We start from the raw sequence: 16,609 nt of genomic DNA, 5'->3' as shown, positions 1-16,609 counted from the left end.
CTGGATCGGCCGCGGGCAGATATTGCCCGCGGCCGTCGACATTTCTTGACGTCTACTTGATGGCCTTCACGCCGTCGGTCATTTCCTTCAACCCGTCGTCGACGGACGTGTTGTCGGTCATGATTGCGTCATGCGCACGGTTGAGCACGACCTCGATCTTGGCGGCGTTCGGGTTGACCGCCATCTCCAGGTAGGTTTTCGTCGGCTTCAGCGCCGCCTTGCTGGCCTCGTCCTGCGGGAAGCCGGGCGTTGCCGCGATCGTGGCGCTGACGTCATCCGTCTTGAGCGCGGGGAACGTGCCCGTCGACGCGATAACGGCCGCACCCTCGGGACCGGTGACGAACTTGATGAAGTCGAGTGCGGCATCCTTGTGGTCGGAATTGGCGTTGACCGCCAGGCCGGAAATCTGGGCGGCCGTCGTGCCGGCCGCGACGCCGTCGGGATGCGGGAATTTCACGATGCCCCAGTTCTTGCTCTTCGATTCACCTGATTTCACCTTGGTGATCTGGGTGCCGACGAACCAGGTTCCCATCGGCAGCATGCCGATCGTACCGTTGAAGAAGAGCGCCGAATAATGCGTGTTCGACGTCTTCAGGAAGGCGTAGGAGGGAATCGCGCCATCCTTCTGTAGGGTGAGCGCCCTCTCGTACCAGGGCTTCAGGAAGTCATACTCACCGTCGACCAGCGTGTGTTTTCCGTCGAGGACGCCGGGCAGCTGGACGGTCGACCGCCAGGTATGCAGGAGCGCGCCATAGGTCTTGTTGGTACCCATGCCACCCGTAAGCTTCTCGGCGGTCGCGTCGAATTGCGCCCAGGTCATGTCATTCGTGGGGTAGGGCACGCCGGCTTTGTCGAATATGTCCTTGTTGTAATAGACGATCCAGAAGTCGGAGCGGAACGGCAGCGAATAGATCTTGCCGTCTATGGTCAGTTCCTCGATCAGGCCGCCATAGGGAGCCGGGTCGATCTTCTGATCCTTCACGAAGCTGCTGAGATCGGCGATGTTGCCGGCGCGCACCAGATTGGTGTAGCCCGGCACGTCCTTGATGGTGACGATGTCGATGTCCTTGGAGCCGCCGGTCAGCTGCGTCGAGATCATCTGCTGATAGTCCTGCGAGCCGAGGTCCATCTGCTCGAATTTCACGTTGGGGTGTTTGGCCTGATAGGCTTCGATCAGCGGCTTGTAATAGGCAGTCTTGTCCCAGTCCCACAAAGCCCATTTGAGCGTCACGGCGTCCTGGGCAAATGCTGCCCCGGCCGTCGTTGCAGCCAAGCTGAAACCCGCCAAGGCAAGTTTCATCGTCCTCCCAAATTTATCCAAATACATTCCCGTTCTCCTTCCCTGGATCATCTCTGGATCAGTTATTTATGAAGCGTTTCGTGCATGCGGTTTGCGGTACGGCGGCAGCTCGAGAACCATCACCGCCGCCCGATGGGCGCCGAATACGACGGCGAACATTCCGAGTGAAAAATTGAAGGTTGCCGGCATGAACACGGAAACCGGATAGAAGAGGATATGCGCCAGCCAGAGGCTTGCAACGAAGGCGAGCGCTGCAAGCGCCGGGAGCGGACGGATGATGGAGGCGAGCGCGGCGAGGCGCAGCAGCCTGGAAGCCGGCAGATCGCGCATCACCATCAGAATGATGAGATGGCAGGCGAGAACGGTGACGAAGGCGGTGGCGACGAGGGCAATCGCCAGCGGCACGCTCAGCAGCAGGTTGTCGCGCGCGCCGGCGGTATAGGCAACGATCGCATGGATGCCGATTGCAAGCCCGCCCGCGAGCACCAGCCCCCAAGCGGTGGCGCGCCAGAAATAGCGCAGAAAAGCTTCGGTGAAGTCCCGCAGCAGGTAGGTGTTGCGATCTTCCACAAAGGTCACCGAGACCCGGGCCATGGCGACCAGGGCTGCCGGTAGCGTCACCACGAGGAGCGAGGCCAGGATGAACAGGATGTTGAGCTTGACCATCTCCCACCATTCGCGGACGAGGATCTCGGCGAACAGCGCAAGGCCGGTCTTCTTCGGAGCATCCTTCGGAATGCCCGGTCCCTCCCTCGTCCACATCTCCCGCAACCACTGCATAGCCGTCTCCCGCAGGCGCCTCAGTATAGAATCGAACGTTCCGTTTCCTTGTCGAACAGCTGCGCGTTGGTCATATCGGCGACCAGCGTCGCCTCCTCGCCGATATCAGGCCGGTAGCGCGGCGAGACGCGGGCGATGAGATTGCGTCCGCCCGCCACCATGTTCAGGTGCACTTCAGAGCCCATGGGTTCGGCAAGCTCGACGACCGCCTTGAGGGGCGCCAGGTTCTCCGGTGCGATGTCGGCCGGCGGCAGTTCGTGGAAATTCTCGGGGCGGATGCCGAGCACCAGTTCGCGGCCTTCGTAAGGAGCGATCCTGTTCTGGTCGAAATGGGCAGGCAGCGGCAGTTCCCGGCCGTCGAAGACGGCAACGTAGCCTTCGCCACGGCGCAGGATGGTCGAGGGCAGCATGTTCATCTGCGGCGCGCCGATGAAGCCGGCGACGAACATGTTGACGGGGCGGTCATAGAGGTTCTGCGGTGTGTCGACCTGCTGGATATGCCCGTCCTTCATGACGACGATCCGGTCCGCCATGGTCATGGCCTCCACCTGATCGTGGGTGACATAGATGAAGGTGGCATTGAGGCGCTTGTGCAGCTTGGTGATTTCGGAGCGCATCGTGCCGCGCAGCTTGGCATCGAGATTGGAAAGCGGCTCGTCAAGAAGGAAGACGGCGGGATTGCGCACCATGGCGCGGCCGAGGGCGACGCGCTGGCGCTGGCCGCCCGAAAGCGCCTTCGGCTTGCGGTTCAGGAGATGACTGATGTCGAGGATCCTGGCGGCATCCTGCACCTGGGCATCGATGTAATCGCGCGACACCTTCCTGAGCTGGAGGCCGAATGCCATGTTCTTGTAGACGGTCATATGCGGGTAGAGCGCATAATTCTGGAAGACCATGGCGATATCCCGATCCTTGGAAGGAACGTCGTTCATGACGTCGCCGCCGATCTTGAGCTCTCCTCCCGATATTTCTTCGAGGCCGGCGATCATCCGCAGCGTCGTCGATTTGCCGCAGCCGGAGGGGCCGACCAGGATGATGAATTCCTTGTCTGCGATCTCGAGGTCGATGTCGTGGACGACGGTAAGCGCACCGTAGCTCTTGTTCAGCTCTTTAAGCGAAATGCTGGCCATCGGGTTCTCCTGAATTCACCAATAGGAAGACCAGCTGCGCGAAAGGCGCGTCAAAGCTTCCATGTAATAATAGTCTCCCCAGGAGACGCATTCATCGACGCCCTCGCCGCGGCAGGTGTTGAAGGGCGATTTCTTCGAATAGGTGGCGTGCAGCACCAGGCCGTTCGAGACGGTGGGATCCTTGACCGCATAGTGATCGGCAAGGCTCTTCATCATGCGCCGCGCCAGTATGTGATAACGCTCGGCCGGCTCCGGTTCGACGAGATCGGCCATCTCCAGAAGACCGCAGGCGGCGATCGAGGCCGACGAGCTGTCGCGCGGCTCGCCGTCGCCGTCGGAAAAGACGAGATCCCAATAGGGCACCATGTCGGCCGGCAGCCGGTTGAGATAGAAGGCAAGCAGCCGGTCGAAGGTTTGGCGATATTCCTCGATCCGCTCATAGCGATAGGAGAGCGCCATCCCCGAGATTGCCCAGGCCTGTCCGCGCGCCCAGGCGCTGTCGTCCCGGTAGCCCTGCTTGGTCGCGCCGCGCACCGGCGCTCCGGTGACCGGGTCCATGTAGAAGGTGTGGTAGGTGGAATCATCCGGCCGAACCGAATTGGCGAGCGTGGTGCGGGCGTGGGTGAGAGCGATCTCGCGGTATTTCGGATCGCCGGTCTCGCGGCTTGCCCAATAGAGAAGCGGCAGGTTCAGCAGGCAGTCGATGATATAGCGGTATTCTTCCGCCACCCCCTTGCGGCCCCATGCCTGGATGAACTGGCCGACGGGCTGGAAACGCTCGATCAGCTGGTCGGCGGCGAGCAAGGCGGCCCTGCGGCCATCCTCGTCTCCGACGAGCTTCCAGGCGGCGATGCAGGACGGCGAATAGAGGAAGCCCATATCGTGATGATCGGTCTCGATGCGGTTCACGATCCGATGCAGGAACGATTGGACCTGGATCTGCGCCGCATGTCGGAAGACCGGATCGCCACTATGCTCGAAGGCGAGCCAGAGTTCGCCGGGCCAGAAGCCCGCGGTCCATTGAGTGTTCGCTACAGCCGGATAGAAATTCCCGACACTCGAATGGTTCTGCGAAGCATAGGTGAAAGTAGGAAGGTTGCGGCGGATCTGCGCGACGGCAAGATCGAGCGCGGCTTTCACTTCCTCGTCGGTGATCGGTTGCGGGGCGACGGACGGAACGGCGTTCATGGATTTAACCCTTCAGTCCGGTCGAGGCGATGCCCTCGACGAAGAAACGCTGGAGAGAGAGGAAGACGATGAGGACCGGAATGAGGGCGACGACGGAGGCCGCCATGATCAGCCCGTATTCGGCCGAATATTGCGAGATGAACATGCGCAGGCCGATCTGAACGGTCTTCAGCTCGGTCTTGGTCAGATAGATCATCGGCCCGAGAAAATCGTTCCAGGTGGTGACGAAGGTGAAGATCGTCAGCGTCGAGAGCGCCGGCTTGGAGAGCGGCAGCATGATGCGCGCCCAGATCTGGTACTCGTTCATGCCATCGATGCGGGCCGCTTCGCAAAGCTCGGTCGGGATCGACATGTAGAACTGCCGCATCAGGAAGACGCCGAAGGCGGTAAAGGCCTGCAGGCAGATCAGCGCCAGATGAGTGTTGTTGAGGCCGAATTCGCGCATCAGCAGGAATTGCGGCACCATATAGACCTGCCAGGGCATGGCGATGGTGGCGATATAGCCGAGGAACAGCGTGTTCTTGTAGGGGAAATTCAGCTTGGCGAAGGCGTAGGCGGCAAAGCTGGAGGTCAACAGCTGCAGCAGCGTGACGATGATCGTCAGTTTCGAGGTGTTGTAGATGAAGAGGGCGAGCGGGATCTTCGTCCAGATATCCACGTAATTCTGCCATTGCGGCTCCGCCGGTATCCACTCGATGGGGAAGGCGAAGACGTCGCGGCTGAGCTTCAAGGATGCCGAGAGCATCCAGGCGAAGGGCATCAGCATGACCACCGTGACCGTGATCACGATGGCATAGAGGAGGACCGTTTTGGCGGTGACTCTGCGTCCTGCGATCCTCATGCCTCGTCCTCCCTCTGGCGCCGGAACTGGAAGACGGTGACGGCGAGCACGAGGAAGAACAGAACGAGCGCAACCATGCTGGAATAGCCGAGATCCCAGGAAATGAAGGCTTCGTTGTAGATGTGGTAGACGAGGACGAGGGTCGAGGTGCCGGGACCGCCCTGGGTGATCATGTAGATCTGGTCGAAGACCTTGAACGACTGGATCGTCAGCATGACGGTGACGAAGAAGGTCGTCGGTCCGAGCTGCGGCACGGTGACATGGATGAACTTCTGCCAGGAATTGGCGCCATCGAGATCGGCGGCCTCATAGAGCTCCGAATTGATGCCCTGCAGACCGGCCAGATAGATGACCATGTAATAGCCCATGTTCTTCCAGATGCCGAAGAGGATCACCGTCACCATTGCCCAGTGGCGATCGGCAGCCCATCCCGGCATGTTCTTGGGATCGAGGCCCAGCGTGTAGAGGATCATGTTCACCGGTCCCATTTCGGGATTGAAGATCATGTTCCAGACGACCGCGACGGCCACCAGCGAGGCGACATAGGGAAAGAACATCGCCGTGCGGAAGAAATCGCGTCCGACAATCTTCTGGTTGAGGAGGACGGCGAGGCCGAGCGCGCAGAGCAGCGTCGCCGGCACGGAGGCGACCGTATAGATGACTGTGTTCCAGAAGGCCGCGATGAAGGCCTTGTCCTCGAAAAGTCGCCAGAAATTGTCGAGGCCGGCGAAGGTAATCGCATTCGAGCCGTCCCAATGCATGAAGGCGAGCACGAAGGCAAACAGGATCGGGCCGAGCGTGAAGACGGCAAAGCCGAGGAAGTTCGGCGCGATGAAGGAATAGGCGACGAGCGCGCTGCGTATCCTGCGCTGGCGCTTGGACAAGACGGTGGCTTTCCTGCCGGAAGTTGCCAGAGCGCCATCTCCAGCGATGGCCGAATTCGATATGGACACCGATGCCTCCTCTTCCTCTCGCAACCACATAGCACAGTTCCGATACTGGTCAAACAAGTTCTGAATAGGTCATACGAATTTAATAGAAAGCGCAAAATACATATGATAGGTGAGCATGCAGGCCAAACGCTCATCAATGCTTTCCGGTGCGGGGAGGGACATGTTCAGCGAGATTTCAGGGGAGCTGCCGGATGTGCTGGGCGATTTCACGCCTGGGTCGATTTGCTCAGATCGCGCCATATGGAACTCCGTGCCGCAGACGGTCCGGGAACGGATCATTCGCGACGCCGAAGAGACGCTTGCGCGCGCCTTTCCGCTCATCACCGCCTCGGATTACCGGGAGTTCACCGCAACGGGCAACCGCTCGCGCTTCGAGGAGCTTTATTTCACGCGGCGCCGGATGCTCAACAATCTGGTGCTCGGCGAACTCGTCGAAGGCGGGGCGCGGTTCCTGCCTGGGATTGTCGACGGCATCTTCCTGATTGCCGAGGAGAGCGGCTGGCAGCTCCCGGCGCACAACGCCTATGAACGAAGCGGCGCGCGGCTGCCGCTTCCCGACAATTCACAGCCTGTCGTCGATCTCTTCGCCGCCGAAACGGCGGCGCTGCTTGCCACCGTCGTCGCCTTGCTGGGCGACGCGCTCGACGGCATCAGCCCTGAAATTACCGCCCGGGTGGAACGCGAGATCCAGATCCGCATCCTCTCGCCCTATCTCGGCCGGCATTTCTGGTGGATGGGCCGCAGCGAGGAGCGAATGAACAACTGGACGGCCTGGATAAGCCAGAATGTCCTGTTGACGGTCTTCTCGCTGAAAACCGACCAGCCGGCGCGCCGTGCTGTTGTCGAAAAGGCGCTCGGCAGCCTCGATGCTTTCCTGAAGGACTATGCCGAGGACGGGGCCTGCGAGGAAGGCGTGCTCTACTATCGCCACGCAGCACTCTGCCTGCATGGCGCGCTGACCATTCTGGATGGCGTGGCGCCGGGCCTGTTCGGCAAGCTCTGGCAACAGCCGAAAATCCGCAGCATGGCTGAATATATCGCCCATATGCATGTGGCCGGCCGCTATTATTTCAACTTCGCCGATTCCTCCGCGGTGGTCGAACCCTGCAGTGTGCGGGAATATCTGTTCGGACAGGCGGTCGGTTCGCAGGTGCTGGCTGAGTTCGCCGCGGCCGATAGGGCGGCCTCCGGAAGCTCGCACCTGCCCGGAGAATGGAACCTCTGGTATCGCGTGCAGGAAGTGCTGATCGGCCCGACGCTTCCCGATGCCGCCCCGCCGCATCCTGCGTCCCGACGCGATATGTTTTATCCCGGCATTGGCCTGTTCATCGCCCGCGACGAGCAGTTTTCGCTCGCCGTCAAGGGCGGCAACAATGGCGAGGGCCACAATCACAACGATGTCGGAAGCGTGACGCTCTACAAGAATGGGCGCCCGTTCCTGATCGATGTCGGTGTCGAGACCTATACCGCAAAGACCTTTTCGGCGCGGCGCTACGAGATCTGGACGATGCAATCGGCGTTCCACAACCTGCCGACATTCGCAGGCGTCATGCAGTCGGCCGGCGACACATTCGGCGCGCGAGACGTCGAGGTCGGGTTTGACGAGGAGCGCGCGCGCATATCGCTCGATATAGCAGGCGCCTATCCCGCCGAAGCAGAGCTGCACAGCTACCGGCGCATCGTTTCCCTGCTGCGCGGCCGCCATGTCGAGATCGTCGACAGCTATGACGGCGGCAAGCCGGCGGTGCTGTCGCTGATGACGTGCCTGGCGCCGACCGTCGTCCCGGACAGGATCGATCTCGCCGATCTCGGCAGCATTTTCGTCGATGGCGGTGGCGAGATCGAAATCGACGAAATCGACGTGGAGGACGCCCGGCTGAGATCGGCCTGGCCCGGGAAAATCTACCGGCTGCGCGTGCCGTTCGCCGGCAGGGTTCTGAGATTGCGGATCGTATGAGGAAGGCGAGCATGGAATTGACGTTGAAGATCGTGGATGCCGATGGGCTGGTGCTGGCAAGCTCCACAGGGCGGGAGGAGACCTTCCTGGTCTATCGACAGAGCTATCGCGAAGGCGATCGCGTGGTCTTGGAGGTCTCCGAGCCTGGACATGTCTTCCTCGCCCTCGATGGCGCGATCCAACCCGGCCTGGTCTATATGAAGGAATGCGCCTATGCCCTCGCCGTGCCCTTCGGCGACAAGCGCAAGCCCTATTCGCCGAATGCCTTCCGGGGTGATCTCCACCGGCTTTCGGCGCGAAGCGCGCGCCCCGACGAGATCGTGCAACGCCGTAATCTCGCTCTGAACCCCTGGGACGATCATGCCAACCGGGCGCTGTTTCCGCATGCGCGCGCCAATGTGGAGACCCGGGGCGAAGCGGCCTTTGCCGCGCGCAACGCGATCGACGGCGAAAAGGCCAACGACGATCACGGCTTCTGGCCCTATACGAGCTGGGGCATCAATCGCGATCCGCAGGCGGCGCTGAAGCTGGAATTCGGCCGGCCGGTCAGCATTGACGAGATCGTCTTCTATCTCCGGGCCGATTTCCCGCATGATTCTTGGTGGAATGAGGCCAGCGTCACTTTCTCGAACGGCAGGACCTCCCGCTTTCCCTTGGTGAAATCGGGTGTTGCTCAGAGCTTTTCCATAGAACCCTGTATCGTCGAATGGGTGGAATTGCATGGACTGATCAAGGCCGAGGATGCCTCGCCCTTTCCGGCGCTGACCCAGATCGAGATCTGGGGAACGGAAGTGCCGGGCGCCGTCGATCGGGACGTCGCAGTTGCGGCCGAAGATAAACCAGAGCCGGCCGCTCTTCCTCTCAACTTATGACCCCACGGATGCGCTTCCGCCAAGCACTCTGCACATGCTAAGGAGGTCGGATGCGACTGCTTGTGGTGGAGGACAACAAGGATCTGGCGGCCTGGCTGGGGAAAGCCCTGCGACAGGCGCAATATGCTATCGATATTGCCCACGATGGCGAGGATGCGGAGCACATGCTCAAGGTGGCGGAATATGCCGCGATGATCCTCGACCTGGCGCTGCCCAAGCTTGATGGCTTGACGCTCTTGAAACGATTGCGGCAGTCCGGGAACAAACTGCCGGTCATCATCTTGACCGCGAATGCGAGCCTGGACGGTCGTGTGGCGGGGCTCGACAGCGGTGCCGACGACTATCTCGCCAAGCCCTTCGAAATTGCCGAACTCGAGGCGAGGATCCGTGCGGTGGTCCGCCGCGGCCAGGATCGGGCATCCTCCGAGATCACCGTCGGCAATTTGCGCTTCTCCGGTGGAACGCGGCAGTTTTTCGTCGCAGGCGAACCGCTGCAACTGACGCCGCGCGAATATGCCGTTCTTGAACAGCTCGTCATGAAGCTCGGCAACACGATCTCGAAAGCCGCTCTTTCCGAAAGCGTGTTCGGTTTCGACGACGAGGCGGATCCGAGCGCCATCGAAATCTACATCCACAGGCTGCGAAAGAAGCTCGAGAGCAGTTCGGTTCAGATAGCGACGTTGCGCGGGCTCGGTTATCTCCTCCGACATGTCCAGTAGCCTCGTCACAAAGCTGGGCGCCACGATCGCGCGGCTCAGCCAGAGCCTGAGGGTACAGCTGCTCTGCTGGGTGCTGCTCACTCTCTTCGGCGCGATTGGTTTCAATCTTTACGACAGCTTCTGGACGGCGGATGCGACAGCAAAGCTGGTGACGGATCGAACGCTTCTGGCCTCTGCCCGCGTCATAGCTGAAGCCGTCCGCGTCGATGAGGGTGGCAATGTTCAGGTGGACGTGCCGCCTTCCGCGCTGGAGATGTTCGATACAGGCTTCGGCGACCGGGTATTTTACCAGGTCATCACTGTATGGGGCAGTCTGGTGAGCGGTCTTCCCGACCTGCCGTTGCCAGCCGTACAGCGGGCGGGCGAGGATCGTGCGTTCCATGGTGCCGATGTGCGCGTCCTGATGCTCGACCATCCTGTCGTCGGCCTTCCCGATGATGGCACGATCTCGGTCACCGTCGCCGTGACGCATAACAGCCAGTATGCGATGCGAAGGCAGCTATGGCTTTCGGATTTTTCGAAGCAGTTCGTGCTCGTCTTCGTCGCAAGCCTGGTGACCATCCTCGGGCTTCAGCGGGGCTTGGCACCGGCTCTGAGACTGCGGGACGCCGTGCGCCAGCGCGGGCGCAACCGTCTCGATCCGCTGCCGCCCGAGATGGTGCAGAGCGAACTGCGACCGCTCGTTCATGCCCTGAATGACCATATGGAGCGTGTCCAGAACCAGATGGCCGCACAGCGACGCTTTGTATCGAATGCCGCGCATCAACTCAGAACGCCGCTCGCGCTGATTTCGACGCAGGCGAGCGTGGCGGCCCGCGAAGCCGATACGGCTCGCCGCGACGAGGCGCTTTTCGCCCTTCGCACCAGCACGAAGCAGATTTCGCGTCTTGCCAGCCAGCTCCTCACCTTGTCACGGGCCGAGCCCGGAAGCCGCCGTCCGCGCAGCGATACGACCGATCTCAGCAAGGCTGCCCGCGAGATCCTGGAAGCGCATGCCGAAGAGGCGCTCAAGCGCAACATCGATCTCGGACTGGAAGCGGACCGACCGGTCATCGTCGAAGGCGACGCTACGATGCTGCGCGAGATGCTGGTCAACCTCATAGACAACGCCATACGCTATACCTGTGCCAATGGACGGGTGACCGTCGCGATCGGCCAGGCGAACGGCAACGCCGTCGTCACCGTCGAGGACGACGGACCGGGTATTCCGATCGGCGAGCGCGAGCAGGTTTTCGAACGCTTCTACCGGATCATGGGGACCGAAGCCGAGGGGAGCGGTCTGGGGCTTGCGATCGTGCGGGAGGTTGTTGAAGGCGCCGGAGGTTCAGTCTCGCTCGATGACGCGGAAGGCGGTGGGCTGGTCGTGACGGTGCGGCTTCCGCTTGCTTAAACCTCAAGTGCATCAAATGACAGAAGGCCGGGCATGCACCCGGCCTCCTGTTCGATCTGCCTTGGGAGGAGGTCGGATTGGATCACTGCGTATCGAGATGCTGCTGCGGGCGCCACTTCGCCAGGCGGTTCTCGATCAGCGTCATGATATATTCGGCAAAAAGCGTGACGACCATGACGAGGAGGATTGCCGCGAACATGCCGGCGGCATCGAACGTACCCTTGGCGATCGAAATCAGCTGGCCGATGCCGAACCGGGCACCGACGAATTCGCCGACGATTGCGCCGATGATCGCGAAACCAAAGGAGACGTGCAGACTGGCGAAGATCCAGCTCATCGCCGAGGGGATGACCACCGTGCGGGTGACCTGCCAGTCCGAGGCGCCAAGGATGCGCGCATTGGCGATCATGTTGCGGTCGGCCTCGCGCACGCCCTGGAAGGCGTTGGCAAAAACCACGAAGAACACCATGATGAAGGCGAGAGCAACCTTGGACGGCAGGCCGAGACCCATGATCATGATGAAGATCGGGGCGAGAACGACGCGCGGGATCGAGTTGATCGCCTTGATGTAGACGGAGAAGATGTCCGACAGGAAGCGGTTGCGGCCAAGGCCGATGCCGACGAAGACGCCGGTGATCGAGCCCGCGAAGAAGCCGATCAAGGCCTCCTCCATCGTCACCCATAGATTATACCAGAGCGAACCTTCCGTGGTGCCTTCGGTCGCCCATTCGTAGAGGCGCTCAACGACGCCGCTCGGGCTCGAATAGAAGAACGGGTCGATCCACTGCATGTTGGAAGAAAGCTCCCACATGCCGATCACGAAGACCAGGATGGCAATCTGCCAGAAGCGCACCGCGGTGTTGCGCCGGCGCATCGCCTTCAGCGCCGACGCCTCGATTTCCGAGTCCGACGTGCCCGGCCGAAACAGGGTGGCCGAACCGGCCTCAAGAGTGGTGTGTGCCATGATATCCTCCCTCAGGCCGCTTCGCTCGCGCGCCGGTAGCTGGTCTCCACCTCCTCGCGGAGGTCTTCCCAGATCGTCTTGCAATAGTCGATGAAGCTCTGCTCGTAGCGGATTTCCGACACGACGCGCGGGCGCGGCAGATCGATCGTATAGACCGACTTGACCGTCGCGGGGCCGGCGGTCAGGACATAGACCTTGTCGGCGAGCGCGACAGCCTCTTCGAGATCATGGGTCACGAACACCACCGAGGCCTTTCGCTCCGCCCACAGCTTCAACAGCTCTTCATGCATGACGGTGCGGGTCTGGACGTCGAGGGCCGAGAAAGGCTCGTCCATCAGCAGAATTTCCGGCTCGTTGATGAAGGTCTGTGCCAGCGAGACGCGCTTGCGCATGCCGCCGGAAAGCTGGTGGGGATAGTGATGGACAAACTTCGAAAGGCCGACGCGGGCCAGCCAGTCGCGTGCGCTCTTTTCCGCTTCAGTGCGCGACTTGCCGCGAAACAGCGGGCCGGCCATGACGTTGTCGATGACGTTTTTCCAGGGAAAGAGCGCGTCGGTCTGGAATGCGAAGCCGACACGCGGGTCGATGCCGGTGATCGGGCCGCCCATCAGCCGGACTTCGCCGGCGCTCGGGCGTGCAAGACCCGTCACGAGGTTGAGGGTCGTCGATTTACCGCAGCCGGTGGGGCCGACGACGGCGACAAACTCTCCGCGGGCGACGGTCATGTTGAAATCGCGCAAGGCGGTAAGGGACTTGCCGGTCGGCGAGACGAAGCGGCGGCTGACATTGATCAGCTCGATCGCCGGAATCTGGTTGTTGTCATGTTGCATGATGATACCTGAAGCGTGCCTTTGGGCGCGTGCACGCAATGCCCATGGATCGATCGGTTGGCCGCTTCCGGTTGGTGCCGGAAGCGGCGTGACGCCCTACTTGACGTTCTTGACGAATTCCGTCGTGTAGGTCTTGGACAAGTCGATCTGCTTGCCCTTGACGTTCTTGGAGAACTCCGAGAGCACGGCAAGCACGGTTTTCGGACCGTCTTCCGGCATGACGCCATCGGGCGTGAACATGCCCTTGCCCTCGTCGAGAGCCTTGATGTAGCCGTCCTTGTCGCCGACGTAGAAGTCCTTCGGCATCTTGTCGGCGATCTCGGCGGCGGAATGCGTGTTGATATAGCGCAGCGTCTTGACGAAGGCGTTGGCGAGCTTCTGTGCCTCTTCCTTGTGCGCGTCGACCCAGGAGGCCTCCATGTAGAGCGAGGCGGCCGGATAGGTGCCGCCGAGCGCCTGACGGGTCGACTCGACCGTGCGCATGTCGACGAGCACACTCGCTTCGCCTGTTTTGACCATGCGCGAAATCGTCGGCTCGGTGGTCATGCCGGCCTGGATCTGGTCCTGTTGCATGGCGGCGATGAAGGTGCCGCCGGCGCCGACTGGAACCGTCACGACGTCGCCGGGCTTCAGGCCGGCCTTCGAGGCCATGAAGAGGGTCAGGAAGTTGGTGGACGAGCCGAGACCGGTGACGCCGAGGCTCTTGCCCTTGAAGTCGGCCGGCGACTTGATGTCGGGATGTTTGCTCGAGACCATCTCGACTTCGCCCGGCGCCTGGCTGAACTGGACGATGGATTCGACGAATTTGCCTTTGGCCTGCAGGTCCACACAGTGGTCGTAGAAGCCGACCACGCCCTGGACGGCGCCGGCCAGAAGCTGGTTTTCAGCATCGACGCCGGCGGCTTCGTTCAAGAGCTCGACGTCGAGACCCTCGTCCTTGAAATAACCGAGCGATTCGGCAAGTTTGGCGGGCAGATAGATCTGCTTCTCATAACCGCCGACCATGATGGTGATCTTGTCGGCTGCGTTTGCGGCACTCGTAGCGAAAGATGCTGCGGCGAGAAGCGTCGAAAAGGCGACGGTGTGAAAAAGGCTGCGTGAAGAACGCATGGAAATCTCCTCCTGTGGTTTGCTCGCATCGTCGTCTCGCCACCCTTGACCCGTGTCTCCTCCACGATGCTGCCCCTTCCTATGACGTCGAAGCTTTCAACTAGCTTTCAGCTGCAGCCGCGACCGTGCCGTGCTCGGCGGGCCATCATTCAGACGATTCCAGGCTCGGCGCAGCTGCCGCGCCGAGCCGAAGCCGGCGCGCATGGCGACGGCCTCCATGTCCAGTCGCGAACCGGCGAGCATCTCGCGGGCAAGAGCCACGCGCATACGGTTGACGAAATCCGTAACGCTCATGCCCGTCTGCTCGTTGAACAGCCGTGAAAGGTTGCGCGGGCTGGCGCCGCTGAGGCGGGCGAGCAATGCCACCGACCAGTCCCGAGAGGGGTCGGCGACCACTGCATCCTGCGCACGATGAATGACCGGGTGGATATGGTTGCGACCTTCGAGCCAGGGCGAAAGTTGCGGATCCGAGCCGCCGCGCCTGAGATAGACGACAAGGTATCGCGCCACCGCAAGCGCACAGGCATGTCCCGCCGCTTCGGCGACGATATGCAACATGAGGTCTATGCCGGCGGTGATGCCGGCGCTGGTGAGGCGGTCTCCATCCTCGACATAGAGCCGGTTGTCCCGGACGCGCGCCGTCGGCGCGAGCCGGATCAGATCTTCCATGCAGCCGTGATGGGTGGTGCACTCGCGGCCGTCGAGCATTCCGGCCTCGGCAGCGAGCAATGCGCCCGAGCAGATCGAGACCAGTCGAATTCCTGGACGAATGGCGCGCTGCAGCCATGCGACAATGGCAGCCTGGTCGGCGCGTTCCTGTTCGTCCCGCCGATGGCTGCTTTCCATCGGAACGTCGGTGCTGCCGGCAATGACGACAAGCGCGCTATCGGGCAAGCATTCCGGCAATGCTGCGACGCCCGTAACGGCAAGGCCGATCGAGCTGCCGACCGTCGCCGACGGGCCGATATAGGTGACGGTGAAGCGCACTGTGGGCTGTTCGAGGTTTGCCTTGCGCAGCACTTCGATCGGACCGGCCACGTCGAGCAGCAGCACGCGCGGCGGCACGACGACGAAGACCGGAATATCGAAGGGCTGCACGGCGTCTGTCATGCGGCGAGTGGCTTTTCACGCCCCGCCAGGGCCTGTTCGACGGTCGCGATCCGAGCGAAACGGCCTGACAGGACCAGTTCGGTCCGGTCCCGGATTTCTCTCGCACTCCAGGTGCGCCCTGTGGCGTCGGTCATCGGGAAGGTCAGGGTCGCTTCGCCGACATAGTCGACTTGATAGCCGAGATCGGAGGCGTGGCGGGTGGTGGTCTCGCAGCACTGTTCGGTGCGGATGCCGGAGACGAGGAGACGACGGACGCCGTTCTCGGTCAGCCACACGTCGAGACCCGAACCGACCAGGGCGCTATGGCGGTTTTTCCTGAATGTAGCCTTCGGCGCGATCCTGAGCGGTGCGAGTGTCCTGACGAACCCGGATGCCTCCGAAAACGGCGCGTTTTCATCGACATGGAAGATCTGGATGACGGGTATTCCGTCGGCTTCCGCGCCGTCGATCAACGCCTGCTGACGATCGATGTAGGCGGATGCCAGGTTTTCATCCCAGTAATCGCGTTGTCTGAAAGACTCTTGGGCGTCGATAACGAGAAGGACAGTATCATGGCCGGACATTTTTTGCTCCATGGCGGTTGATCATGAAGCCATATTCGGCAATTTGATGGCACGGGAAAATGCGCGCGCCGGACAAATAGCGGACAATTCGCGCCAATCGCTACGGGCGCTTTCAGACAGTTCCTGGGCCGACTATCAGCTGGTAAAGCTTCGCAGATCCCTCAGCAGGTTGCGGTACCTTGCCTGGCTGCCGACCAGATGCTCGCGCATCGCATTTCGGGCGGCCTGATCGTCCCTGTCGGAAATGGCGACGACGATCGCCTCGTGCTCCCTATGGATCAGCCTTCGGTAAGCAGTCTGTTCGGCTGTCCTTGTTTCCGGGACCAGCCTGGACTGCGGGATGATCGCCGAGCCCTGGGACTCCAGGAACTGCCGGAACAGCGGATTGTTCGTAGCTTCGGCGATGGCGGCATGGAGTTCGAGATCGGCCTCGCGAATGGATTGGTCGCTCTCGATGCACTGGAGAATTTTCCGGTGGCATTCGAAAATCGCCTCCTCCTGCGCGGGCGAGCGGCGCAAGGCCGCAAGACCGGCAGCTTCGATTTCGACAGGCGTTCTGATCTCGAGCACTTCCAGATCGGAAACAACGCGGGCCTTGTCGGCTTTCCCAGCGGAGACAGCCGGATCGGCGCCGAGGACGAAGATGCCTGCCCCCTGGCGCACCTCGACAAGCCCGTCGGAGCGAAGCGCGGCCACCGCCTCGCGCACGACGGTCCGGCTGACGCTGTGCGTTTCGGTCAGTTCATGCTCGCTCGGAAGCTTGTCGCCGGCAGAATACTGGCCGCTCAATATGGCTTGCCGAAGGCTTTCGCCGACCTGTGAGACCAGCGACCCGGAGCCTTTGCTGCGATCCTTCATCTGCATAGCCACGCCTGCCCCCGCATCGGCTTGATCCGAATGCC

16 protein-coding genes are annotated in these 16,609 nt (G+C 61.6%); 4 read left to right on the top strand and 12 right to left on the bottom strand.

Features of this window, described 5'->3' with window-relative positions:
• Positions 1-52: 52 nt before the first annotated feature.
• Genes FHT69_RS23800 through FHT69_RS23775 form a run of 6 tightly spaced genes read right to left on the bottom strand, consistent with a single transcriptional unit; the run spans position 53 to position 6,222 of the window.
• A complete protein-coding gene (locus FHT69_RS23800; RefSeq protein WP_063473544.1) occupies positions 53-1,327 on the bottom strand; it encodes an ABC transporter substrate-binding protein in 1,275 nt (424 codons plus the stop codon).
• A 39-nt stretch (positions 1,328-1,366) separates the two neighbouring features.
• Positions 1,367-2,080 (bottom strand): YesL family protein, encoded by a 714-nt coding sequence (locus FHT69_RS23795; RefSeq protein WP_025554599.1) that lies wholly within the window; start codon positions 2,078-2,080, stop codon positions 1,367-1,369.
• A gap of 20 nt (positions 2,081-2,100) precedes the next feature.
• Positions 2,101-3,210 (bottom strand): ABC transporter ATP-binding protein, encoded by a 1,110-nt coding sequence (locus FHT69_RS23790; protein ID WP_025554597.1) that lies wholly within the window; start codon positions 3,208-3,210, stop codon positions 2,101-2,103.
• A gap of 15 nt (positions 3,211-3,225) precedes the next feature.
• A complete protein-coding gene (locus FHT69_RS23785; protein WP_063473545.1) occupies positions 3,226-4,398 on the bottom strand; it encodes a glycoside hydrolase family 88 protein in 1,173 nt (390 codons plus the stop codon).
• 4 nt (positions 4,399-4,402) lie between these two features.
• Positions 4,403-5,239 (bottom strand): carbohydrate ABC transporter permease, encoded by an 837-nt coding sequence (locus FHT69_RS23780; protein WP_025554593.1) that lies wholly within the window; start codon positions 5,237-5,239, stop codon positions 4,403-4,405.
• Complete coding sequence (locus tag FHT69_RS23775; RefSeq protein WP_025554591.1) at positions 5,236-6,222, bottom strand: carbohydrate ABC transporter permease; 987 nt, start codon at positions 6,220-6,222, stop codon at positions 5,236-5,238. The genes FHT69_RS23780 and FHT69_RS23775 overlap by 4 nt, the downstream gene beginning before the upstream one ends.
• 130 nt (positions 6,223-6,352) lie before the next feature.
• Between FHT69_RS23775 and FHT69_RS23770 the strand changes: the two genes are divergently transcribed.
• Genes FHT69_RS23770 through FHT69_RS23755 form a run of 4 tightly spaced genes read left to right on the top strand, consistent with a single transcriptional unit; the run spans position 6,353 to position 11,130 of the window.
• A complete protein-coding gene (locus FHT69_RS23770; protein WP_063473546.1) occupies positions 6,353-8,149 on the top strand; it encodes a heparinase II/III family protein in 1,797 nt (598 codons plus the stop codon).
• A gap of 11 nt (positions 8,150-8,160) precedes the next feature.
• The gene (locus FHT69_RS23765; RefSeq protein ID WP_063473547.1) at positions 8,161-9,021 is read left to right on the top strand and encodes a hypothetical protein; all 861 of its coding nucleotides are present in this window, start codon (positions 8,161-8,163) and stop codon (positions 9,019-9,021) included.
• A 50-nt stretch (positions 9,022-9,071) separates the two neighbouring features.
• Positions 9,072-9,740, top strand: coding sequence for a response regulator (locus tag FHT69_RS23760; RefSeq protein ID WP_047618835.1), 669 nt, complete (start codon positions 9,072-9,074; stop codon positions 9,738-9,740).
• On the top strand, positions 9,730-11,130 hold the full coding sequence (locus FHT69_RS23755) for a sensor histidine kinase (RefSeq protein ID WP_063473548.1): 1,401 nt from the start codon (positions 9,730-9,732) through the stop codon (positions 11,128-11,130). Before FHT69_RS23760 ends, FHT69_RS23755 begins: the two co-directional genes overlap by 11 nt.
• An 82-nt stretch (positions 11,131-11,212) precedes the next feature.
• Here the strand turns inward: FHT69_RS23755 and FHT69_RS23750 are convergent, their stop codons facing one another.
• From FHT69_RS23750 to FHT69_RS23725, 6 genes are all read right to left on the bottom strand, one after another.
• Complete coding sequence (locus FHT69_RS23750) at positions 11,213-12,094, bottom strand: ABC transporter permease (RefSeq protein WP_029733066.1); 882 nt, start codon at positions 12,092-12,094, stop codon at positions 11,213-11,215.
• 11 nt (positions 12,095-12,105) lie between these two features.
• On the bottom strand, positions 12,106-12,924 hold the full coding sequence (locus FHT69_RS23745) for an ABC transporter ATP-binding protein (protein ID WP_029733067.1): 819 nt from the start codon (positions 12,922-12,924) through the stop codon (positions 12,106-12,108).
• A 96-nt stretch (positions 12,925-13,020) separates the two neighbouring features.
• Positions 13,021-14,034 carry an ABC transporter substrate-binding protein gene (locus tag FHT69_RS23740; RefSeq protein ID WP_029733068.1) on the bottom strand — a complete coding sequence of 338 codons (1,014 nt, stop codon included), beginning with the start codon at positions 14,032-14,034 and terminating at the stop codon, positions 13,021-13,023.
• A gap of 96 nt (positions 14,035-14,130) precedes the next feature.
• Entirely contained in the window at positions 14,131-15,144 is a 1,014-nt protein-coding gene (locus FHT69_RS23735) for a GlxA family transcriptional regulator (RefSeq protein WP_029733069.1), read from the bottom strand.
• Complete coding sequence (locus tag FHT69_RS23730; RefSeq protein ID WP_029733070.1) at positions 15,141-15,719, bottom strand: isochorismatase family protein; 579 nt, start codon at positions 15,717-15,719, stop codon at positions 15,141-15,143. The genes FHT69_RS23735 and FHT69_RS23730 overlap by 4 nt, the downstream gene beginning before the upstream one ends.
• A gap of 123 nt (positions 15,720-15,842) precedes the next feature.
• Positions 15,843-16,571 (bottom strand): FadR/GntR family transcriptional regulator, encoded by a 729-nt coding sequence (locus tag FHT69_RS23725; RefSeq protein ID WP_049808181.1) that lies wholly within the window; start codon positions 16,569-16,571, stop codon positions 15,843-15,845.
• Between the last annotated feature and the right edge of the window lie 38 nt (positions 16,572-16,609).

This window comes from Rhizobium sp. BK008 (assembly GCF_014197345.1).
Lineage (GTDB): Bacteria > Pseudomonadota > Alphaproteobacteria > Rhizobiales > Rhizobiaceae > Rhizobium > Rhizobium anhuiense.
The sequence above is the reverse complement of the archived record's forward strand: the minus strand, read 5'-3'. Positions and strand labels throughout refer to the sequence as shown.